Genomic DNA, 21,162 nt, shown 5'->3' on the forward strand with positions numbered 1-21,162 from the left:
TTCCCTAGATCTCCTAAACAAAACCGAAAACCTAAAAATATTTTAAAAAATCTCATAAATAAGAGAACTTTTTCACCCTGAGACTCGTCTTTACTTTTGAGAAGATAAAGAGGGGGAAATTTTGGGTGAAACAGTACATAGGAAAAATACTAGCAGTTGTGCTGCTCCTTATGGGATTGCTGCCATGGATGGCAGCGGAGACAGCTGCACAAGGAACACTGACAATTGACACAGAACCAGGAATCAAAGGAAAAGTAAAGAATGGTAGTGCCTTTCCGGTCACAGTGACCATCACTAATGACGGGGAGGATATCAGCGGTGACTTGGTGGTATCCACAAGTCCGCATTATCACGCCTACGGAAATGTTGTCATCCCAGTTGAAATAGCTGCTGGTACCGAACAGAAGATTCAATTCTCTGTTCCTGGTTTTAGCGACTATATAGGGGGAGCAATGAATCCCAATGGAAAGAAGGAAAAGCGGATCCGGTTCTATCAGGGAGGCTGGAAAGACGGCAAGCAAATCAAGCTTACCGGCGATACCAGTTTGACACCAAACCTCGTTCCTGAAATGAAACCGGTATTGGGTGTGCTGAGTGACAATCCGGATCAAATGAACGTTTTGAAGCTGACATCCTACCAAGGAGAGGCACCTGAGGTTCTGCCTTTAACAGCAGAGACGATGCCGGAGGATAGTCTTAGCCTTAACATGTTCGATGCTGTTATCATTCATAATTTTTCTATTGATGGCCTGAGTGAGAAGAAGCAGTCTGCGCTTAAACAGTGGGTAGAACTTGGCGGCAGAATGATTGTTGGAAGTTCGCCCGACCTTCAGCAGAAAATGGGAGCTTTGGAAACTTTGGTTCCTATGAAAATTACAGGTGAAGAGAAGTTGAAGGACCTTTCCTTCTTAAAAGGATTCAGCGACAAACCTCTCTCTATAGAAGAAATGACCCTAATGACCGGTGAAATCCAACCAGGAGCAGACACAGTAATTGAAGAAGGCGGCAAGGTGCTTGCTATAGAAAAAGGATTCGGCACTGGAGAAGTCACCCAGTTGACCTATAGTCTAGCTGAAGAACCTCTTGCTTCATGGGATGGAAACAGCGGCTGGTGGAACAGGATTTTAACTGCGACACTGGATACTAGTTTTAAGCATCCGATGTCCTATTATGACCAGGCAGAAAACATTCTGCGGACGACAACTGAATTGTTCGCATCTTCGTTCCTGCCAGTCTCGGTAATTACTTTATTATTCGCCCTTTATATCATCATCATTGTACCCGTCCTTTATTTTATCCTGAAAAAGAAAGACAAAAGAGAATGGGGCTGGTGGATCATCCCTTCCATAGCGGTTCTGACCAGTTTGGGAATCTTTATAACTGGAGCGGCGGACCGCACAGGCGGTGAAAACCTGAATAAAGTGGCCGTTGTCTCGGTTAATGAAGAAGGTACGGGCTCAGGCTTTCAGTTCACTTCCATGCTCTCAAGCGGCGGTGGAGATTATACGATGGAGTTCGGGAGCGAAAGTCTGAATCCCGTTCCATTCAATCAAAGCTATGTTGAAGAAACCAACTTCAGTGATTACCCGATGATTCAGAATTCCGGGGAAGGCTCAAAGGTCACCTTCCAGGATGTAGAATATTGGTCAGTCCGCTCGGCAATGAATCAATTTACCTCACTTGAAACCGGCAAAATCGAAGGGGAGTTGAAAGCGGGCAATGATTTCCTTTCAGGTACTGTGACTAATAATATGAAGCATGACCTTCACGATGTGTTTGTGCTTGCCGGCGGCAGTGCATACAAAATCGGTTCATTGGCAAAAGGAGAAGAAAAGAAGGTGGAGGTGGAAATGAAATCGTCCTCATTATTGAGTTCTCCTAACAGCATTGCAGCTGCAAGGGCTTTTCCTGGGGCGCAAAATATGATGTATGGCCCAGGACCACAGACAAAGCCGGGCGATGACTGGAAAATGTTCAATCTGCTGAACTATGCACTACAAGAAAGAATATACAATTATTCTCTGAAGAAGCCGCTGATCATTGGCTATTCCGATGAATCTCTTATTGAATTGACCATCAATGGAAAAAGTGCAGAAGAAGAGTCTTTGAATTTATTTCTTCAGCCTTTCGACATAGAGTCGAATAATAAAGGGTCCTTTAAACTGAAACAAGAACAGATGGAACCACAGGTATCTGTGGTAGAAGGCATGATCCACCATCAGGATTTCATGGAAGGCAACTATTATATCGATGCAGCACCCGGTACCTATGATCTTTCATTCCAGCTTCCAGATTCAGTCGTCGATAAAAAAGTAACCTATACGAAAATGCTTCTTTCCTTTAGGGATATCGAGACAACAGACGGACTATCTTTGGTGAATGCCAAAACAGGTGAAACAGAGGAATTGGAATCTGGTGTAAGGCAAATAAAGATAGAAGAAGATGTTCAGCGTTACATTGATAAAGACGGAAAAATGACTATCAGGATTGAAAAGAGAGGACAGAATAACCCTCAGCTTCCTGTTCCGGGAGTCACGATAGAAGGGGAGTTTGTACAATGATCGAAATCATCAACTTGACTAAAAAATACGGCTCGTTTACAGCACTGGACAACTTAAACCTATCCATCGAGAAAGGGACTGTTTTCGGGGTGGTGGGCCCAAATGGAGCCGGGAAGTCGACCACATTCTCCATCCTGGCCACTCTCCTTGCTCCCACGGAAGGGACGGCATATGTCAATGGATTTGATGTGACGAAGGATCCCAAGATGGTCCGCAAGCAAATTGGGTATATGCCCGATTTCTTTGGTGTTTATGATCAGTTTAAGGCTTCTGAATACCTTGATTTCTATGGAGCGAGCTACGGTTTGACAGCAGCTGAGCGAAAGGCACTGATTCCGCAGCTGCTCGAACTCGTCAACTTGTCTCATAAAAAAGACTCCTATGTCGACCTGCTCTCCCGGGGGATGAAACAGCGGCTGTGCCTCGCTCGCTGCCTGATTCATGATCCAGAAGTCTTAATTTTGGATGAACCTGCTTCAGGCTTAGATCCACGGGCACGGATAGAAATGAGGGACATCTTGAAAGAACTGAAAACAATGGGGAAAACAATCCTAATTTCCTCTCATATTCTCCCTGAGCTTGCCGAAATGTGTGATGAGCTCGGAGTCATAGAAAATGGGAAACTTGTGGCATCCGGTTCTGTGTCAGTTATCCATCAGCAGCTTCAGGCTAACAAAATTCTGAATGTCACGGTTATAGACGAAATAGAAAAAGCGGTCTCCTTCTTCGAGGACGACCCTCATGTGGCTGAAGTATTGCGAGATGAAAAAGAACCGAATACCATTCATTTTGCTTATTCAGGGACAGACCGGGAACAGGTGGATCTGTTGGTAAAAGCCATGCAGTCTGGTCTTTCCATTATGGATTTCACCCAGAAGAAGACAGATCTAGAAGACATCTTCCTGGAAATTACGAAAGGGGATGAGTAAATGAAAACACTTCTGATCAACCCGGTATTGAATAAAGAAATCAAGCTGCGCCTTCGGTCGCTGAAAAGCTTCCTGGGAATACTGTTTTACCTGATCGCTCTAGGGATCGTCGCTATCGGTTTCATTTATATTACGATGATGAACAGCCAGGCGGGGTACATCCGTCCTCAAGAAAGCCGTATGATGTTCATGGTGCTCTCCATGGTCCAGCTCGGACTGATCATATTTATGACACCGGGGCTTACAGCAGGTGTCATCAGCGGAGAGAGAGAAAGGCAGACACTCAACATGCTCCTGACTACGGAGCAATCATCAACAAGCATCATTTTAAGTAAGCTGATTTCTTCAGTGGCATTTCTGTTTCTGATGATTTCCGCATCGCTTCCGTTATACAGCATCGTGTTTTTATATGGAGGCGTTTCACCGGGAGTGCTTCTGGGGACGTTCGGCATTTATGTTATCACCATCATCACCGTTGGCAGTATAGGGATCTTATTTTCAACGCTGCTCAAAAAAACGATAGTGGCCATGATTGCGACATACGGAGTGGCTATTTTCCTGACAGCCGGTACCGGATTCATCTCCCTTTTTTTCATGAATGCATTTTTCTATGGAAATACCACGAATGTGGCTCCTTATTTTATGATCATGACAAATCCGGCCTTTGTTCTGATGACAGTATTTGAACCCAACATGCAAGAAGAATTTGTTACAAGGACAGGAATCGAACTGCCATTTTGGATTTCGTTCGGTGTGTCTTTCATTGTAATAGCCGCAGCATCTCTATGGATCAGCATCACCAAACTTCGTCCCAATATGAAACCGTCCAGAAGAGGAAGAAAGAAAGATGCATGATCGCAAACTCTTTCTTTCTCTGCTGTCCTACCTTCATAGGAAGCTGGCAATAAGGCATTTCAGCAGGATGCTCTCTTATGGCCTGGCAAGTGCCGCATTTGCGTCCGCTTTCCTTGCACTTGCAGGCAGGCTGTTCGTCATTACATGGTTGTGGGAAAAAATAGCGATAACCAGTGCTCTGCTGATCCTTTTTTTCGCTGTTTGGGCTTTTCTAAAACGGCCGACAAGTCAGGATGCCGCACAGCATTATGATGAAGTTGCCGGGGAAGAAGCGGTATCCACCGCTCTTTCCTGTCTCGATAATGAAGATGTCATGCCTCAGCTTCAGCGTAAAGATGCTTTAAGAAGAATGAAAGATTCCCGGAAAAACATAGACCAAATCAGCAGGCTTAACCTTCCGAAGAAGCCTCTCTATGCCGCATTGTTTCTGGTACTCATAGTTTCATTCTCCCTGGCTTTTCCAAGCACAATGATGGAACAGGCCGAGCAAAAGGAAGACGAAAAAAGGATTATGAAAGAAGCGGAAGAAAAGATTGAGAAACTTGCTGAAAAGAAGGACAGGGGTGAAAAAGTTAATAAGGAACTCACTGAGCTTCAAAAGGAGATGGCTGAGAGCAAGACTGCTGAAGAATACTTGAAAAAACTTTTAGAAAAAGAAAGAAAAACAGCTCAATTAAAGAAGGAAGCGGAAGAGGCAGAAAAGAAAGTAAGTTCACTTTCTGAGGCTGCTGCAGGAAACAAGCTCAATGAACTTTCACAGGCGCTGCAAAACATGGATCAGAAAAAGCTGGAAGAAGCAATGAAGCAGCTTAAAGACAAGCAAAGCCTGAGTAAGGAAGAGCTTGCCGGACTGCAAAAAATGCAGGAAGCAACAGAGGGGGAAGGGAAAGATCTCAGCCAGCTGACTGAGGAGCAACTCCAGGAGATGCTGGAAAACCTAGAGAAATCACTGGAGAAAGCGATGGCTGCTGCGTCTTCCCTTTCGCAGACAGCGGCTGCCCAGAAAGATCTGCAGCAGCTTGCGAATAACCTGAACCAGCAAATGGCCGCGGCTGATCTAGGTGCCGCGCAATCGCTGGCTTTCAATAATTCATCATCCAATCCAGCCTCTTCCGGGCAAAGCGCAGCAGGAGGAAAAGCGAGTAATCCTTCCCAAAGCGGAAACGGCCAGGGAACAGGCAGCGGTTCTTCCGGAAATGGTTCGGGTTCTGGTTCAGGGTCTGGTTCAGGAGCAGGTTCGGTATCTGGCTCAGGGAATGGAAGCGGTCAAGGAGGCGGTAATGGAGCCGGCTCCGGACAAGGATCAAGAGAACTTGTGACCGTTCCTGACCGTTTGGGAGGAAAGGCGAATCAGTCTGTTGATAATGGCCAGCTTGGAAAAGGTTCCGGTGAAAGGCAGACAACGGACGAGGGCCCGGCGCTCAGGGGATCGGCAAGACCTTATAATGAAGTTTACGGCGAGTATGAACAGGCTTATAGGGAAAGTGTCGACCGAATGGCACTGCCTTCTAACCTTGAAAATGTAGTAAAGAATTACTTCAGTGAATTGAATCCGGAAGGGGAGTAACGCATTGACAGAACTTGCAATCAAAGAACAGCAGCTGCATGAAGCAGCCGAAACCTACCGAAGAATCAAGGGTGAAATCGGTAAGTTCATCGTCGGACAGGATGAAACCGTTGAGCAGGTACTTTGGGCAGTATTCTCAGGAGGCCACGCTCTACTTGAAGGCTTGCCCGGCCTCGGAAAGACGATGCTTGTCCGTACTATATCAGATGTAATGGATCTTCAATTTTCCAGAATCCAGTATACTCCAGACTTAATGCCGACAGATATAACCGGTACGATGATGATCCAGCCGGATGAACAGGGGCGGCAGAAATTCCACTTCCACCCTGGACCTATCTTTTCAAATATCGTTCTCGCGGATGAAATCAACAGGGCCACACCCAAGACACAAAGCTCCTTATTAGAAGCGATGCAGGAGCAGACGGTTACCGTGCTTGGTGAAATGAAGAGACTGCCGAAGCCGTTCTTTGTCCTGGCTACTCAAAACCCAATCGAACTTGAAGGAACCTACCCGCTTCCTGAAGCCCAAATGGACCGCTTCCTTCTAAAGATTAACGTTGAGGCACCGAGAAGAGAGGAATTAAAGGAAATCGCCTTGAGAACAACCGGACTGGAAGAGATTTTGTTGAATAAGCAGGTGGATGCAGAATTCATTTTGAATACGCAGAACCTGGCAAAGGAAATTTTCTTGGCTGACCATATCCTTGATTTTGCTGTCTCTTTAATCCTGGCAACCTCGCCCGATCAAGAATCATCTCCTGATATCGTAAAAAACAATGTACGATACGGGTCAGGTCCAAGGGGCTTGCAGAGTTTGATCAAGGTAGCGAGAGTAAGGGCTTTATTTTCTGGAAGGTATCATGTTTCCGTCGGTGATCTGAAGACAGCGGCTCTGCCTGTTCTCCGCCATCGAATCTTCCTGAACTTTGAAGGAGAAGCTTCTGGGATATCTCAGGACCATATCATCCAGGAAGTTCTTGCTTCTGTTGATAAAAACGGGAGCGCTAAATGATGCTGCTTTCTCCACGGATTTTACAGCGCTCCACAAAGCATGCTCTTGTGATGAGGAAATCGGTCAGGGGAATGCACAAAGGAGAGAGGCGTTCGTCCAAACAGGGTACATCCCTGGAATTCTCTGATTTTCGGACGTATGTACCTGGGGATGACCCCAGATTGATAGATTGGAACGCTTATGCCCGGACACAGAAACATTATATCAAGCGCTATCTTGATGAACAGGAACTGTTCGTTACCATCTACTTGGACTGCTCAAAGTCGATGGTGATTCCGGCTGCGAAGTGGGAGATGGCCAAGTCCCTGGCTGCATGTCTCGGATATATGTCCTTGGTGCATGATGACAGGGTTTCCGTCTATCCGGCTGGAAGCGGAGCTCCTTCGTTCCTGCATAAGAAAGGCAGAGCATTCGCTGGAAGACTGGTAACTTATCTATCAGAATTAAAAATTCCAGCAGGCTCAGAAACCTTTTGGACAAGACTGGCAGAAATACAGCAAAAAAGAAACGGTTTGACTATCATTATCAGCGACCTTCTGGAACCGGTTGAGCAAATAAAAGAAGTGTTAAAAAAGATGCAGGCTTCCAGGCAGGAAATCAGGATTGTACAGGTTCTCAGCCCGGATGAACTCCAGCCATCTTTCCAGGGAGACCTGAAGCTTGTCGACAGTGAGTCCAAAGAGCCGCGGGAGGTATCCATCAGCAGAAAAGTACTTCAGGAATACGAGGAACGGCTGCAGGCGCATATCAATGAATTGGAAAGATTCTGCAGAGAAAGAGGAATCGGTTATCTGCAGTGCTCATCTGCACAGCCCTTAGAGGAACTGGTTTTCTCTTCAATGGCTGGAAAAGGATGGGTCATGTGAGGTGAGAAAATGGAATTTTTAACTCCGTCTTTTTTATGGCTTGGAGGTTTCCTCGCTGTACTGATAATATTTTATTTATTTCGTAAAGAATTCACAGAAAAAGAGATTTCCTCTACTATTCTATGGAATCACCTAGTTGAAGAGTGGACAGCGAATAGATGGTGGAGAAAGCTTCAGCGCCACCTTCTTCTATTACTGCAGATTTTAATCGTCTGCCTGTTGGTATTGGCGATGGCCCAGCCTTTTTTTACAGGACCGGGAGTCAGCGGCAACCATGTGGTAGCGGTCCTTGATCCTTCTGCAACCATGGGGGCAAGGGAAGGAGAGGCGACCAGATTTCAAGACGCAAAAGAGGCCGTTGTGGATATGGTCGATTCACTAGGAAGCGGCCAGCAGATGAGCCTCCTGACTGCCGGGAAAGTTCCGCAGCTTCTGTTCAGTGAAGAAACAGATAAGAACACGATGAAAAGAACGATCAACGAGTTAGAAGTTACATTTGAAGAAGATAACCTGATACAGGCCGCCGGATATGCAACTTCTCTTGTACCCGAAGGAGAAGGAGAAATTCACCTCTTTACAGACTCTTTGAAAAAAGAAGAGCTGAAAAAGGTTCCTTCTCCCCATAAAATTGTTGTTCACAATCTTGGTAACCAAGTGAACAACCTTTCTCTTCGCGCGTTTGGTGCTGCTGAAAAGGAAGGGACTATTACCGGTGTCCTGACAATAGCTAATGAAAGTAAGAAAGATACCAATGTATCCGTCTCAATAGAAGGGGATGGCGGCAGTGTGGCCAAAAATATTCTGGTTAAAGCGGAAGCCGCCGAACTGCTTTACATAAATGACCTTGTGCCATCAACTTTTTATGAAGCGATTATAACAAATGAAGATGATTACCAAGCGGACAACACAATCTCAGCCATACTGGGTGGTTCTGCCTCAGCAGAAGAATATTTGGCAGGAGAAACTAATCCCTTTTTAGAAAAAGTTCTGCCTCTGCTTGGGTACGATCCAGTAGTACTATCTGAAAATGAAGAGGGAGAAATTCTATATCCTGATGATGCTTCAGGTGTTTATATCTTATCGGGGATAGAGCAGGAAGCATGGCCTGCAGGACCTAAATTCATTTTATCTCCTGTTCCAGGTGGAAGTTTCAACGTGGGAGAAGAAATAGAAACAGAAGAAGGACTTTCAGTTGAAGATTCTCATCCTCTTCTTAGTTATGTGGAGATGGAAGACGTTTATCTTCAATCCAGAAAGCCTTTTACTTCCAGCAGTCTCGAACCGATTGTCTGGAGCGGAGATGAACCGGTAATCAGCAGCGGAACCTATGAAGGAAGTCCAATGGTGATGGCAGCAATGGATTTGGAAGATTCCGATTGGCCGCTTCAGCCCGGATTTCCAATCTTTATAAAAAATGCCCTCCACTACCTTCAGGAGGAAAATCAAACCCTTGGCTACGCTCTTCCAAATGAAGAAAAGCAGGTCTCCTTTTCTTCTGACAGTAAAGCAGCAGAAATTTTCGATCCACTGACTAATGCAGTATCAGATAAAGTGGAGCTCAATTCCGATTCGATCCGCATGCCTGGCACTCCAGGAATTTACGGACTAAAAGAAACATCAGATTCAGGAACTAGAGACCGCTATTTTGCCGTTCTGCTTTCTGAAAAAGAGCAAACCATCGCATCGGAAGAATCCTTTGCCATCGGGGGCAGTCAAAGCAGGGAAGAAGATAGCACCAAAAGCATTCATCCTCTTTGGAAATGGGCAGCTCTGTTGGCATTGATACTGCTGATTTTGGAATGGGAGGTATACCGCCGTGGAATTACAACTTGATCAGCCTTTATGGCTATTGCTCCTTCCTGCAGCAGCTGTTGGACTGTTTCTATTTTGGAAAAGCCGGACAGGAATCCCCCTCCTTGAAAAGAGGCTGATTCTTACCATCCGCTCTCTTATTGTTCTACTGGTCGTTTTTGCCTTAGCGGGCTTGCAGGTCCTGATTCCGGTCAGCGGAGTATCGACCGTCTTTATTGCCGACCAATCGGACAGTCTGAAAAATCAGGAAGAAGCGATCCGTGGTACTATTGATGAAGCAGTAAAAGAAATAAAGCGGGAAGATAAATATGGAGTGATTTCCACTGGAACCACCTCCGTCGTTGAACGGCCGCTGAAGGAGAAAACAGACGCCGCCATCCAGTTTCGCAGTGAATTGGATACCTACAGCTCCGATCTTGCAAGCGGTCTGAGACTCGGCGGAAGCCTGATTTCATCTTACACAAGCGGCAGGATTGTCCTCCTCTCAGATGGAAATGAAAATGCCGGTGTTGCTGCAGAGCAGGCAGCATACCTGAAACAGCAAGGCTTAACGGTCGATGTGTTTCCAATGGAACCGGAATATGGGGAAGATACAGCCGTAAGTTCTTTAGAACTTCCCGATACTCAATTTCTGGGAGAAACTGCAAAGATTGAAATCGAATTAGAAAGCAATATCACATCAGAAAGCCGGATTCGGATTTTCGAAAATGACAAACCGGTGATTGACAGCGAGGTTTCCATACAGCCTGGAAAAAACCACTTTGCTTTTCAGCATAAAGCCTCAGAAGAAGGGTTTCGGCAATACAGAGCAGAAGTAATTACAAGTGGAGATACCATCAGTGAAAATAATGAGGCTTTTGCCTTCGCCACTGTGGCAGGCGAACCCAAAGTGCTTGTCGTAGAAAATACGGCCGGCGAAGGAAGCAATCTGACAGAGTCCCTCCTTGCTTCAGGCTTGAGAGTGGATGTGATTTCTACTGAAATGCTTCCGACTGTCCTATCGGGCTATGTACAGTATCAGTCGATTGCGTTCGTGAATGTTCCTGCCACTAAAGTGACGGGGCAGCAGATGGAGCTGATTCACAGTGCAGTCAAGGATTTCGGAACAGGTTTTGTTATGGCAGGAGGAGAAGACAGTTTTGGACTAGGCGGCTATTTTAAAACTCCGATAGAAAAATTGCTGCCGGTAAATATGGAGCTGAAAGGAAAGAAGGAACTTCCTTCTCTCGGAATGGTCATCGTCCTGGACAGATCCGGCAGTATGGCCGGGTACAAACTTCAACTGGCAAAAGAAGCAGCAACCCGATCGGCTGAACTGCTGAGAGAAAAAGATACTTTGGGATTCATCGCTTTCGATGATCGGCCGTGGCAAATTATCGAGACAAAGCCCATTGGTGATAAAGACAAAGCAGTAGAACAAATCAACGGCCTGACTGCTGGAGGAGGGACTAACATCTTTCCATCCCTGGAGCTTGCCTATGAGCAGCTGACACCTCTCGAACTGCAGCGGAAACATATCATTCTATTGACTGATGGACAGTCAGCGACCTCGCCCGATTACCTTACAACCATAGGAGAGGGAAAATCGAATAATATTACCCTTTCCACTGTCGCGATAGGGGACGGCTCGGATCGGGTTCTACTGGAGGAACTGGCTGAAGAAGGCGGTGGAAGATTCTATGATGCCGTCGACTCTTCTACCATACCGAGCATTCTCTCAAGGGAAACCGTCTTAACGACGAGGACTTATATAGAAGATGACCCTTTTTACCCTATCCCTGTGGGAGGCAGCGGCTTGGATGATTTATTCAATGCTGGAATCCCGCAGATGAATACGTATGTTGCGACCACACTAAAGGGCCGCGCGGACTCCGTACTCTTGAGTGAAAAAGAAGACCCCGTTCTCGCAAGATGGCAGTACGGAATAGGGAGGACTGCCTCCTGGGCCTCGGACATCCCTGGAGAGTGGTCCGGGGACTGGCCTCTTTGGGAAAGGTGGCCGGATTTGTGGAACCAGCTAGTCACCTGGACACTGCCAAACTATCAAAATACAGCATTTGAAGTCAGCCAGGGCCTGAATGGAAACGAAATGAATGTTTCGATCTCTCAACCAGACTTCCAAGCTGTGCCAATGGATGCAGTACTGGTGAATAATAAAGGAGAGGAAACTGCCTCTTCCTTCAGAACCACTGGTCCCGGAGAATATGAAATGACCTTCGCAGCCCAGCCGGGAACCTATATCCTTCAACTGATTGAAGAAAACGGCGAGGAAGGAAATGGGGTATTCCGTACAGGCATCTCGGTTCCTTATTCTTCAGAATACCGGCTCATGGAGGCCAACCTTGCGAACCTGGAAAGAATTGCTGAGGCAGGTGGAGGCGAGGTTCTCTCTTCATCAGAAAGCCTTTTTAAGGATAACCTGCCGAAATCTTTTACTAAATCAAGTATTCACCAATGGCTGGTATTGACCGCTTTCTTCTTACTATTTTTGGAGATCGCCCTGCGCAGGTTCGGTTTGGCAGGACCTGCAGCCGCCTTCGCCAAAAAGAAAGAAAAAAGGCAGGAAGAAAAGCAGCAAACTCAGAAAGTAAAAGTGGAGCATTTCAAGAAGCTTCAAACCTCCGCTTCCAAAAAGAAGGAACCACCAAAAAGGGTGGAGCAGCAGCCTGCTAAATCTCAAACAAAAACCCTAGAAAAGGAACTCCCCCCTAAAAGGGTGCAGGCTAAACCTGCGCAAGAAGCCAATCGCTCAGAAACCATGAACCGGCTTATCGAAGCGAAAAAGAAAAAGAAGAGATGACCCAAAAAGGAAACAAGCGCCGCAATGGGAATTTCCCTTGCGGTGTTTCTATAATTTTTATTGGAGGCTGGAAATGGCTAAAACAAGTTTGCCCGATCTTAACGGAAAATTGTTGACAGAGTCTTATGATGAAAAAGAAATTTTTCTGATACAAAATGGAAAAGAACACAAGGCAGGAACAACAACAGAGAAGCTGAAATACATCGAAGTGAACGGACACAAAGCAATTGAGAGAGTGCAAACTTTGTCATCCCCTATCATTGGCAATAGAAAAGGCGTAACAGTTGTGGATAGACACACTCTTAAACCCATATCGTTTACAGACTTTGTTGATGGAGTTCAAAAACATAAAGCGCTATATAAAAATGACGCTGTACATATAACAGATGAGAATAATAGAGAATCGGTCCAAACCCTCAATCATTCTTTTGATACATTTTCAGTTGAAATGATACTTAGAGCGCTGCCTTTGAAGGAGGGTTTTTCTATAGAATTTCAAGGATTTAATCCTGCTCGTGCTTCAGCAGTTGATATTTATGTTGAGACAGCTGAAATGGAAAGGGTTAAACGAAACTCTTCAGAGATGGCCAATGCCTGGAAAGTCAAAACACTCTTTGGGGAAACTCTTCAATACTATTGGATTGATATAGTCCAGAGAGAACTGCTGAAACAATCCTCTGATATCGGGGAAGGGATCACAATGGAATTCCGCAGATAAAATTCAGGAATTAAATAAGGAGGATAAATCCAGATGAATTATGATGATATAAATGAAACGATAACGAGCAGGCGGCTGGTATTAAGGAAGTTTCTGATGTCTGATTCCAATGAAGTTGCAAGGCTGTGTAACAACTATAATATTTACAGAAATACAATGTATCTCCCTTACCCTTATTCAAAACAAGATGCTTTGTGCTGGATAGAGACTCATTCACTCAATTTCAATGAGGATAAATTATATGAATTTGCCATTACTGATAAGGGTATGGGGACTCTCTATGGAGCAATAGCTCTATCAAACAATCACCATAACCATCATGGTGAAATCGCTTATTGGATCGGAGAAGAGTACTGGGGAAAAGGGTATGCGACTGAGGCAGCGGAAACTATCCTGAAATACGCTTTTGCTGAGAAGAACTATCATAAAGTGTTTGCCCGTCACTTTGGTTCCAATCCATCTTCAGGCAGGGTATTGAAGAAGATCGGGATGGAGAAGGAAGGGGTACTTAAAGAACATATAGTGAAGGACGACCGCTATGAAGATCTTGTTTACTATGGAGTAATGAATCCTGGCAGCTTTAAGGACTAAGGCAAGTGTTTAAACGAGATGACTGACTTTAGAAACTGAAAAAGACTTAATAAGGAGGTTTCCTATGGAATTCAGATTGCCGGACAGCATAAAAGAAAACTTTTGGAAGCTGTTCTTCATTGTTATGCTAATCGTTAGTATCAAGACTCTCTTTTACGATTGGGAAGTTCATTACTATGGCTTTAATGAATTGGACGACTACGGAACCTTAACATTCACCCTCATCGTCAGCGCGTTGGAGAGTGCATTGATTACAGTGTTTTTATTATGGGTGTTAGGCAAGATAGTGAAGAAATGATGTTTGAGTTGTATATGTTCATGAAAATAAGAGATTCAAGGTGGCAGAAAAAATGAAGAATAGAGAGATGAAGGATACTTTGAAGAAGCTTTGCCTCCATTGCCGGCTCGGTGAAATGAATGAAGCTCCAGCTTCAGTTTCAGGCGGGCTTTTACATAAAATATTTGCAGTAAGAACAACGAAAGGCAAGTATGCAATAAAACTATTAAATCCTGAGATAATGAAAAGAACTGACGCACCCGGTAATTATAGGAATTCAGAAATTATCGCCAGTTCATTAGGGAGGAAAGTTCCCGCGCTTTCCGCCAAGGAGATCGATGGCTCTCACCTGCAGAAGTTCCAAAATCATTACTACCTTGTGTATGACTGGTTAGAAGGGAAAACAAAACAGCTAAGCAAACTGGACTTTAACGACTCAGAAACAATCGGAGAGCTGCTGGGAGAAATACATACCGCAGATTTAACAGAATTGAACATAACAGATAGCCATTCTCATAGTAGTAGGGTTATCGATTGGGATTCTTACTTAAGGAAAGGGATAGAGAATAATTCTACCTGGCTTTCTTTATATTCTACAACTATCGAGTCGCTTTATAAGTGGAGTAAAAGCGCTGCTGAGGCAGCTGAACAACTTTCTGATGGTAGGGTAATCAGCCATAGAGATTTCGACCCCAAAAATGTTAGGTGGACTAAGACTGGCCCGGTGATCATTGATTGGGAATCCGCTGGTTTCATTCATCCTATGCAAGACTTGTTGGAGACTGCACTATATTGGTCTGAGGATGGGGAAGACGGCATACAGAAAGAAAGGTTTTTTGCTTTTATCAGCGGTTATCAGAAACATGGGAAAGAATTAAGTTCCAACTGGAAAACAGTACTTGATGCCGGCTTTTCAGCAAAACTCGATTGGCTGGAATACAATTTAAAGCGTTCTTTATGGATTGAGTGTGGAGATAAAGAAGAGCAGCAGTTGGGGACAGAGCAGATATGTGAGACAATCGATGCGTTGAGAAAATATGAGGAAAAGATTCCACTATTGTCAGGATGGTTAACAGACTGATTAAATTATCTGCTGATTTCACCGCGCTCCACCGCTAAATGGAGCGGCTTGAGCCAAAAAATATTTTTACAATTCTAATCTTACTAAAGAGAGTAATAAGAAAAGGAGGGATTCACCATGAAGTGGTCCATACTGCAATTCCTGGCTGTCTCTCTCATTATTATCGTAATGTGGACCTTGGAAATCGTCAGTGAAAACTTAAATATACAGACTTCCTCAGGAGGGTGGACAGCTGTTAACTCACCTCTTCTAACGTTTTTAATGATTGTCTTGATCATGACATCAATTTATCTAATTTTTGTCTTTGAGGCAAAAAAAGAAAAGCCCATTTTCAGATACAGTATATGGTCGCGCATGCCGTCAATTCTTGTTGGTGCAGGAGTTTTATCTGTAATTTTATTTATCATGGGAGGTATAATCGGTCCTTTGATGGAATGGGTCAGTCAGTGGCGCTTCCTGCTCTATGTTTTTTTGATTTATTTTCTCTTATTAATATTCTTGTTCATTTTTTCAATTGAACTTAAAAGACAAAAAGGGTCGCAAACCGTTGAAAAAACCGTTCATATTTCGTTTGTATGGACTCTTGTCCTGCTCTTTGCTCTGTTTTTCCTGCTGTGAGTGAAGATTAGGTGAAGTAAATTTCTCTTAATACCTGATAAAACTGAAGGAGGAATGAAATGACCTCAAATTCATGGACATCTTTGGGAGTCCTAGAATAATGATCTACATAGGGTGTTGAGCTGTTACAAGAATACTGAGCAAATTAATAGGGAAATTACGCAGGGTTGCATTAACTTGTGAAGAATACCGCGTTTCACGGAAATCACATTTTTTCGTGAAACTTGAAGTAAAGAAAGCAGAATCGCTCTTTGTAGTGAACGATTCTGCTTCTTTAATGAAGAAATTCAATTTTCCAATACTTCTATTAAATCGGTGTGTATTTTAACAAAATGAGCTTCTAATAATTGTGCTAAACGCCCATTTAGTTGGTGATAATCATTATCTGCTTTTTCAATAAGTTTATAAAATTCATGTTCTATACTTTCGTCCGTTTCTAAAGCTAAGTATAAGTGCCACAATGGATCCAGGTGCTTTTTCACAATCTCGGCATAATCATCAGCACCGATTTTTTCAAGACCGCCTGCAAGGTCAATACTATACTTTTTTATGCCTGCTTTTTTAATATGGTCAGAAAACCACGTAAGGAACATTTCATGCCCGCCGCTTTCCAGTTCTGCAAAATAGTGAAACACAATGAAAGATTCATATATGGTTTCCTCTTCTGAAGGAAAATCATGCTCGCATATCACTTTAGTAACAGCGTTCCATATGCCATCATTATTCATTAACCCTTTTCTTTTCATTTTAGGCTTCAATTTATCCACTTCACAATCCGCTATTTTTTAATTTCACCTTTGTAAAAATAACCCGCTATTACTGTAATTAAGCCTGCTGCAAAGACAATCTGTATAAGACTAGAGGGAGGACTTGATTCCCATTTGGTTAAATTTTGAAAGAATAGGCTTACTATCATTATTGTTATTCCAAATAACATTATTTTAATTGGTTCTTTCACGAGTTATCCCTCATTTCCACTACCTCTATGGATCTTTTTCTATCCTGATTTTACCACATTTCTAACTGATCCTGGTTTCTAACGTTTTCGAATATTTGATGCAGCTGAAGAAATTTTTTGAGTAATTCTTAAATATTCCTGATTGAAAAAGATCTGCCGCGGGTAGAAATATTTATACATTCAGGTATTGAATATGTTTAGTTCTCTTAAGAGGTTTAAATGTAGCATGGTGGTTGAGTTTATTGTCGCAGAATAAGAGTACTTTTTCTAACACGGTAAGATAAGTTTTTTGAAGGATGATTGGGAGGCAAGAAAGATACCTTTGAGGCAAAACTAGATACTTTTGTCTGGATGAATAGGAGAGAGAGGTTTAAACAGGCGTTGGAAGTTCGTTGAATGTGAAAAGAAATCAGTTTTTGAGGTTATGTACAAGTCATACTTTCTTATAACATAGCTGTTTTCATCTGTGAAAATAGAAGAGAGACATCGAGTTAGCAATAGATTCCAATTCGGTGTCTCCCTCGGTATAGCCCTATCTATCTTTCCTGCCGGCTCTCAGCTTCCAATCTTTCCATTTCAGCATGTGTCTGCGGAAATCCGTTTGCCTGCCACTCTGACCGGTAAGCTGAATCTAGCTTGGTGAGGCCTTTTTCTGCCTCTTCCACATCAGCATTCACACTTTCCTGAACATCGATTTTTATGCTGTCTCTCATATCTGTATCTGGATAGACGGAGAAGTTATTCTTCTTTCTCTTTTTATACATCGCAGTGGCCAAAGCAGCGCTGCCTGCTGAAACAAGCGAACCCATAATTAGATTCTTTGCCATTCTATTCATCAGAATCCCTCCAGTTTTAAGAACTTTTTCTGATTAATAGTAAATACCCCTTTATCCGGATATTATACTGGGATATATTCCCTTATAAAAAAATAACTATTGGCTAATCCTATTTGTGTTAGCATTCCCGGGCCATCTATGGTACCATTTACCTTTACAGGAAAAGGACGTGAATTTATGATTAAAATTGAACTGCCTAAAGTGGATGTATCCATTACAGAACGACAGCAGGCTTCACAGGAAAATGAACCGGTGATCAAGTCTGTTGAAGGCTTTATCGACCTCCATGAAATACCAAGAGACAAGGGCGGCATGATCTTGTTTTATAACATTAATGACGAGCTGCTTTTCGTTGGGAAAGCCCGCAAGCTTAGACAGCGTGTAAAGAAGCATCTGGAGGACAACGTGTCTCCATTGAAGCCTCATAGAGAAGAAGTGTACCGCATTGATGTAAGCTTCGTGGAAGACAGCATGGAGCGGGAAATCTATGAAACGTACATGATCAACACATTACAAGCTAAGTATAATGTGGACAAGGTGTTTTATAAGTAAGTATGGAAACCAGGACCTTTAAAGGGGTCCTGGTTTTTTATGCTAAAAATCGCAAGAATTGAAACTAATTACCATTCTGGCTCGTATTTATCTTACATACTAAAAAAAGAGGTGTCAGAATGGCGAAAACGATCAGCCTGTTTGCCGTCATGATCATCATTCTAGTGGGATGTTCAAATGAAGAAGCGGTACCGGCTCAATCAAAGGTAAATATTCTTAAGGAAGGACAAGCCTTCAATCTGGTTCCCCTTTATGAAGAGGTCCTGGATTATGCTAATAGTGTCGAGGAACAATCCGGCCTCACAGCTGGTGAATATTATACAAGAGTGACACAGCCTTTCCTGGATTATGCATCCTCAGAAAACAGCAGTCTTAAGGGAGGCCTCGATTACTCTCCATATTTCTATCCTACAAAGAAGCCTGAAGCATTAGCAGAAACTGCCAGAGAACTATTAAAACTGCAAGAGGATATCAATAAAGCGATTGAAGATAGCCTTGGAAAATCCGCCAATAGTCTTCCTGGGGGAAAGAAAACGATTTTTATAAAACCCGCAGCCCCCGAGGATACTTTTACAAAGTATATGGAAGGGGTAGGCGCAGTGACATTGAGCAAGGATGCAATCCTGCTGATTCTGTCTCCATCTTATGAAGAAGAAATGCTTAAGTATGTGGTAGCCCATGAATATCACCACTCAGTGTTAATGGAAAAAGATGATGAAGCGGGCTTCACGTTTTTGGAAGGAATCATTTTTGAAGGAAAAGCCGAATCTTTCGCTTCCCGTTTGTATCCTAAAGTGAAAGCACCATGGACAGAGCCGCTTACCACTGAAGAAGAAAATACTGTGTTGAATGTTCTAGAAGAAAATATGGAATCCACGAGCATTGAGCTTTATAACGAGTTCCATGAAGGCAATTTCACAAAAGGTCTGCCTATTTGGTCCAATTATAAGATTGGATATAAAATTATGGAAAGCTTTCTGGCAGAGCACCCTGACATGACAGTTAAGGAATGGACAATGGCTGAAGAAACAAAGATAGTCAAAAGCAGTTCATTCAGTTACTTGCTTCAATAAGCATTTCCATGAGCTGTTCCTTACTAGATTGGAAAAAACAATGGTATGCTCTTTACTCATGAAACTCAAGTTCCCTTTTTCCGGGAGGGATCAGACCTTGATTACTATTACTAGAGCAAGCTCATTCCGTTTTTAAGCGGTACAGTTGCTTTCTATGATCACCCTGTTAATTTTTTTTGAAAGGAGATGAAAGAATGAGAACTGAAAAAGAGAAGATGCTGAATGGTGAGATGTACGATCCAGCTGATCCCTTGTTAACTGAAGAACGTGAGGAAGCCAGGAAACGCGTGAGGCTGTACAATCAAACGACAGAGACTGAAGGAGAGAAGCGTGTGACTATGCTGAAGGAACTCCTTGGTTCCACCGGGGAGACGGTCTATATGGAACCTAATATTCGTTTTGATTATGGATACAACACTCATGTCGGTGAAAACTTTTTTGCTAATTTTGACTGCACCATCCTAGATGTCTGCGAGGTGCGATTTGGCGATAACTGCATGCTGGCGCCGGGTGTACATATTTATACAGCAACACACCCCCTACATCCAGCAGAGCGGAATTCTGGAAGGGAATATGCTAAACCTATAAGCTTTGGTGACAATGTTTGGATTGGCGGCAGCGCAGTGATCAATCCTGGTGTCTCGGTGGGCGACAATGTGGTTATCGCTTCCGGAGCGATAGTTACGAAGGATATACCCGATAACGTGGTGGTTGGAGGTAACCCCGCCATGATCATTAAGGAATTGGATATATCTTCATAAACCAAGAGAACCCATTTCAATATGAGATGGGTTTTCTCTTATTGACAGTCGGTCTTATTGAAGCAAAAAAGAAGTGGAAAAATGAGAATGAATGACTTATATTTATCCTTATAAGTAATCAAGTATTAACAGGGAGTGGTTTCAATGTCAAACTTTGAAGTAAAGGTGCTGCAGACCAGGGGCAGTTCTTATCATATCGGCCAAAAAACAGCAGATCAGGTACGTGATCTCTCCATATTAAACATCTTGAGATCAATAACAAAACAAGAGATCAATATAGAGGAAATGAAAGCTATCTATAAAACTTATGCCCCCCATCTCCTTGAAGAGCTGGAAGGTTTATCAGATGGGCTGGGAATTTCTTTTGAAAAGGCCGCAGCCCTGTTTAGCGGGTACGATGTTCCTAAGACAGAAGCTATGGGCTGTTCGGCGTTTATGACGGACGAATTTTATGTAAGAAATTACGATTTTGCGCCAGCTTTGTATGACGGCTTATTCAGCCTTGTACAAGGAGACAGCGTATTAGCATCAGCAGGGTATAATCTTCAGCTGATAGGAAGGCACGATGGTGTGAATGAAAAAGGCCTCGCTGCGGGACTTCATTTCGTGAGCTATGATAGTTATACAGCAGGTATCTCAGCTTGGACAGCTCTACGGATGGTTTTGGATAAATGTTCTTCGATGGATGAAGCCATCCACATGCTGAAAGAACTTCCTCATGCTGCCTGCTACAATTTTTCTATAGGTGATGAAAAAGGTCACCGCGCTGTCGTGGAAGCAGCACCGGAAAAGGTGAAAGTCCGTAAAGGAGAAGAGGCTGCTGTCTGTGTTAATCACTTCGAGGATAAAGAGTTGCTGAATAAAAACCGTAGTTCTTTGGAAGGTTCAATACAAAGGCGCAATCACTTGATGAGCTTAAGAAATTGTAACATTTCGCATGAGCAGGCGTTCAATCATTTTTGCAGCAAACAATCACCGGTGTTCTTTAGGGACTACGATCAATTATTTGGCACACTTCACACGTTTTCTTATGGGTACGAAGAGTCACGGATTCTCACCGCTATCGCCCAAAGCGGAAAGGTCCTAGACATCAACTTTAGGGAATGGGTGAGAGGAAAGGATGTTCCTATCAATTCTATGGAAGGATTTATAGAACAGCTTTGAAGTGAATCTCAGCATCAATTCTTTGACAATCTAAACTGTAAATAATACTATTACAGTATTGATAAAAAAGCTTAGACAACGTTTAAGCTTTTTTCACATTCCCAACTGTAACTTCTATTTTTACATTTAAT

The 21,162-nt window shown here is 43.4% G+C and carries 20 protein-coding genes; 17 read left to right on the plus strand and 3 right to left on the minus strand.

The annotated features are described in order from the left end of the window. Positions 1 to 125: 125 nt before the first annotated feature. From FZC78_RS11870 to FZC78_RS11930, 13 genes are all read left to right on the plus strand, one after another. A complete protein-coding gene (locus tag FZC78_RS11870) occupies positions 126 to 2,561 on the plus strand; it encodes a hypothetical protein (RefSeq protein WP_148939915.1) in 2,436 nt (811 codons plus the stop codon). After that, the gene (locus FZC78_RS11875) at positions 2,558 to 3,490 is read left to right on the plus strand and encodes an ABC transporter ATP-binding protein (protein ID WP_148939916.1); all 933 of its coding nucleotides are present in this window, start codon (positions 2,558 to 2,560) and stop codon (positions 3,488 to 3,490) included. The genes FZC78_RS11870 and FZC78_RS11875 overlap by 4 nt, the downstream gene beginning before the upstream one ends. Beyond that, positions 3,491 to 4,345: an ABC transporter permease gene (locus tag FZC78_RS11880; protein WP_148939917.1), complete on the plus strand. Its 855-nt coding sequence runs from the start codon at positions 3,491 to 3,493 to the stop codon at positions 4,343 to 4,345. Next, a complete protein-coding gene (locus tag FZC78_RS11885) occupies positions 4,338 to 5,912 on the plus strand; it encodes a hypothetical protein (protein WP_148939918.1) in 1,575 nt (524 codons plus the stop codon). The genes FZC78_RS11880 and FZC78_RS11885 overlap by 8 nt, the downstream gene beginning before the upstream one ends. A 4-nt stretch (positions 5,913 to 5,916) precedes the next feature. Next, positions 5,917 to 6,924: an AAA family ATPase gene (locus FZC78_RS11890; RefSeq protein WP_148939919.1), complete on the plus strand. Its 1,008-nt coding sequence runs from the start codon at positions 5,917 to 5,919 to the stop codon at positions 6,922 to 6,924. Continuing rightward, entirely contained in the window at positions 6,921 to 7,790 is an 870-nt protein-coding gene (locus tag FZC78_RS11895; RefSeq protein ID WP_148939920.1) for a DUF58 domain-containing protein, read from the plus strand. The genes FZC78_RS11890 and FZC78_RS11895 overlap by 4 nt, the downstream gene beginning before the upstream one ends. A gap of 9 nt (positions 7,791 to 7,799) precedes the next feature. Then, positions 7,800 to 9,623, plus strand: a complete 1,824-nt coding sequence (locus FZC78_RS11900) for a vWA domain-containing protein (RefSeq protein ID WP_148939921.1) — start codon at positions 7,800 to 7,802, stop codon at positions 9,621 to 9,623. Further along, positions 9,607 to 12,402 (plus strand): vWA domain-containing protein, encoded by a 2,796-nt coding sequence (locus FZC78_RS11905; protein ID WP_148939922.1) that lies wholly within the window; start codon positions 9,607 to 9,609, stop codon positions 12,400 to 12,402. The genes FZC78_RS11900 and FZC78_RS11905 overlap by 17 nt, the downstream gene beginning before the upstream one ends. A 73-nt stretch (positions 12,403 to 12,475) precedes the next feature. Then, positions 12,476 to 13,120, plus strand: a complete 645-nt coding sequence (locus tag FZC78_RS11910; RefSeq protein ID WP_148939923.1) for a DUF3108 domain-containing protein — start codon at positions 12,476 to 12,478, stop codon at positions 13,118 to 13,120. A 33-nt stretch (positions 13,121 to 13,153) separates the two neighbouring features. Then, positions 13,154 to 13,711, plus strand: coding sequence for a GNAT family N-acetyltransferase (locus tag FZC78_RS11915; protein WP_148939924.1), 558 nt, complete (start codon positions 13,154 to 13,156; stop codon positions 13,709 to 13,711). A 64-nt stretch (positions 13,712 to 13,775) separates the two neighbouring features. Then, positions 13,776 to 14,009, plus strand: a complete 234-nt coding sequence (locus tag FZC78_RS11920; protein ID WP_148939925.1) for a hypothetical protein — start codon at positions 13,776 to 13,778, stop codon at positions 14,007 to 14,009. 52 nt (positions 14,010 to 14,061) lie between these two features. After that, a complete protein-coding gene (locus FZC78_RS11925) occupies positions 14,062 to 15,069 on the plus strand; it encodes a phosphotransferase family protein (protein WP_148939926.1) in 1,008 nt (335 codons plus the stop codon). 117 nt (positions 15,070 to 15,186) lie between these two features. Beyond that, positions 15,187 to 15,687 carry a hypothetical protein gene (locus tag FZC78_RS11930; RefSeq protein WP_148939927.1) on the plus strand — a complete coding sequence of 167 codons (501 nt, stop codon included), beginning with the start codon at positions 15,187 to 15,189 and terminating at the stop codon, positions 15,685 to 15,687. 287 nt (positions 15,688 to 15,974) lie between these two features. Here the strand turns inward: FZC78_RS11930 and FZC78_RS11935 are convergent, their stop codons facing one another. The 3 genes from FZC78_RS11935 to FZC78_RS11945 all read right to left on the minus strand — a co-directional run bounded on the left by FZC78_RS11935 (position 15,975) and on the right by FZC78_RS11945 (position 17,481). Then, positions 15,975 to 16,454 carry a DMP19 family protein gene (locus FZC78_RS11935; protein WP_252183599.1) on the minus strand — a complete coding sequence of 160 codons (480 nt, stop codon included), beginning with the start codon at positions 16,452 to 16,454 and terminating at the stop codon, positions 15,975 to 15,977. A gap of 11 nt (positions 16,455 to 16,465) precedes the next feature. Next, positions 16,466 to 16,645: a hypothetical protein gene (locus FZC78_RS11940; RefSeq protein ID WP_148939928.1), complete on the minus strand. Its 180-nt coding sequence runs from the start codon at positions 16,643 to 16,645 to the stop codon at positions 16,466 to 16,468. 536 nt (positions 16,646 to 17,181) lie between these two features. After that, positions 17,182 to 17,481, minus strand: coding sequence for a hypothetical protein (locus FZC78_RS11945; RefSeq protein WP_148939929.1), 300 nt, complete (start codon positions 17,479 to 17,481; stop codon positions 17,182 to 17,184). 177 nt (positions 17,482 to 17,658) lie between these two features. On the opposite strand from FZC78_RS11945, the gene FZC78_RS11950 reads away from it, so the two are divergent. The 4 genes from FZC78_RS11950 to FZC78_RS11965 all read left to right on the plus strand — a co-directional run bounded on the left by FZC78_RS11950 (position 17,659) and on the right by FZC78_RS11965 (position 21,031). Continuing rightward, entirely contained in the window at positions 17,659 to 18,033 is a 375-nt protein-coding gene (locus tag FZC78_RS11950) for a nucleotide excision repair endonuclease (protein WP_148939930.1), read from the plus strand. A gap of 119 nt (positions 18,034 to 18,152) precedes the next feature. Then, positions 18,153 to 19,106 carry a DUF2268 domain-containing protein gene (locus FZC78_RS11955; RefSeq protein WP_148939931.1) on the plus strand — a complete coding sequence of 318 codons (954 nt, stop codon included), beginning with the start codon at positions 18,153 to 18,155 and terminating at the stop codon, positions 19,104 to 19,106. Between the two features lie 194 nt (positions 19,107 to 19,300). Further along, entirely contained in the window at positions 19,301 to 19,867 is a 567-nt protein-coding gene (locus FZC78_RS11960) for a sugar O-acetyltransferase (RefSeq protein WP_148939932.1), read from the plus strand. 144 nt (positions 19,868 to 20,011) lie between these two features. Beyond that, a complete protein-coding gene (locus FZC78_RS11965) occupies positions 20,012 to 21,031 on the plus strand; it encodes a C45 family autoproteolytic acyltransferase/hydolase (RefSeq protein ID WP_148939933.1) in 1,020 nt (339 codons plus the stop codon). Positions 21,032 to 21,162: the final 131 nt, after the last annotated feature.

The organism is Rossellomorea vietnamensis (assembly GCF_008180415.1).
GTDB lineage: Bacteria > Bacillota > Bacilli > Bacillales > Bacillaceae_B > Rossellomorea > Rossellomorea vietnamensis_C.

Coding starts and splice junctions, on each gene's coding strand:
- FZC78_RS11875 (WP_148939916.1), top strand. CDS start 2,558: ATGATCGAAATCATCAACTTGACTAAAAAATACGGCTCGTTTACAGCA.
- FZC78_RS11880 (WP_148939917.1), top strand. CDS start 3,491: ATGAAAACACTTCTGATCAACCCGGTATTGAATAAAGAAATCAAGCTG.
- FZC78_RS11885 (WP_148939918.1), top strand. CDS start 4,338: ATGCATGATCGCAAACTCTTTCTTTCTCTGCTGTCCTACCTTCATAGG.
- FZC78_RS11895 (WP_148939920.1), top strand. CDS start 6,921: ATGATGCTGCTTTCTCCACGGATTTTACAGCGCTCCACAAAGCATGCT.
- FZC78_RS11900 (WP_148939921.1), top strand. CDS start 7,800: ATGGAATTTTTAACTCCGTCTTTTTTATGGCTTGGAGGTTTCCTCGCT.
- FZC78_RS11910 (WP_148939923.1), top strand. CDS start 12,476: ATGGCTAAAACAAGTTTGCCCGATCTTAACGGAAAATTGTTGACAGAG.
- FZC78_RS11915 (WP_148939924.1), top strand. CDS start 13,154: ATGAATTATGATGATATAAATGAAACGATAACGAGCAGGCGGCTGGTA.
- FZC78_RS11920 (WP_148939925.1), top strand. CDS start 13,776: ATGGAATTCAGATTGCCGGACAGCATAAAAGAAAACTTTTGGAAGCTG.
- FZC78_RS11925 (WP_148939926.1), top strand. CDS start 14,062: ATGAAGAATAGAGAGATGAAGGATACTTTGAAGAAGCTTTGCCTCCAT.
- FZC78_RS11930 (WP_148939927.1), top strand. CDS start 15,187: ATGAAGTGGTCCATACTGCAATTCCTGGCTGTCTCTCTCATTATTATC.
- FZC78_RS11945 (WP_148939929.1), bottom strand. CDS start 17,481: ATGAATAGAATGGCAAAGAATCTAATTATGGGTTCGCTTGTTTCAGCA.
- FZC78_RS11950 (WP_148939930.1), top strand. CDS start 17,659: ATGATTAAAATTGAACTGCCTAAAGTGGATGTATCCATTACAGAACGA.
- FZC78_RS11955 (WP_148939931.1), top strand. CDS start 18,153: ATGGCGAAAACGATCAGCCTGTTTGCCGTCATGATCATCATTCTAGTG.
- FZC78_RS11960 (WP_148939932.1), top strand. CDS start 19,301: ATGAGAACTGAAAAAGAGAAGATGCTGAATGGTGAGATGTACGATCCA.
- FZC78_RS11965 (WP_148939933.1), top strand. CDS start 20,012: ATGTCAAACTTTGAAGTAAAGGTGCTGCAGACCAGGGGCAGTTCTTAT.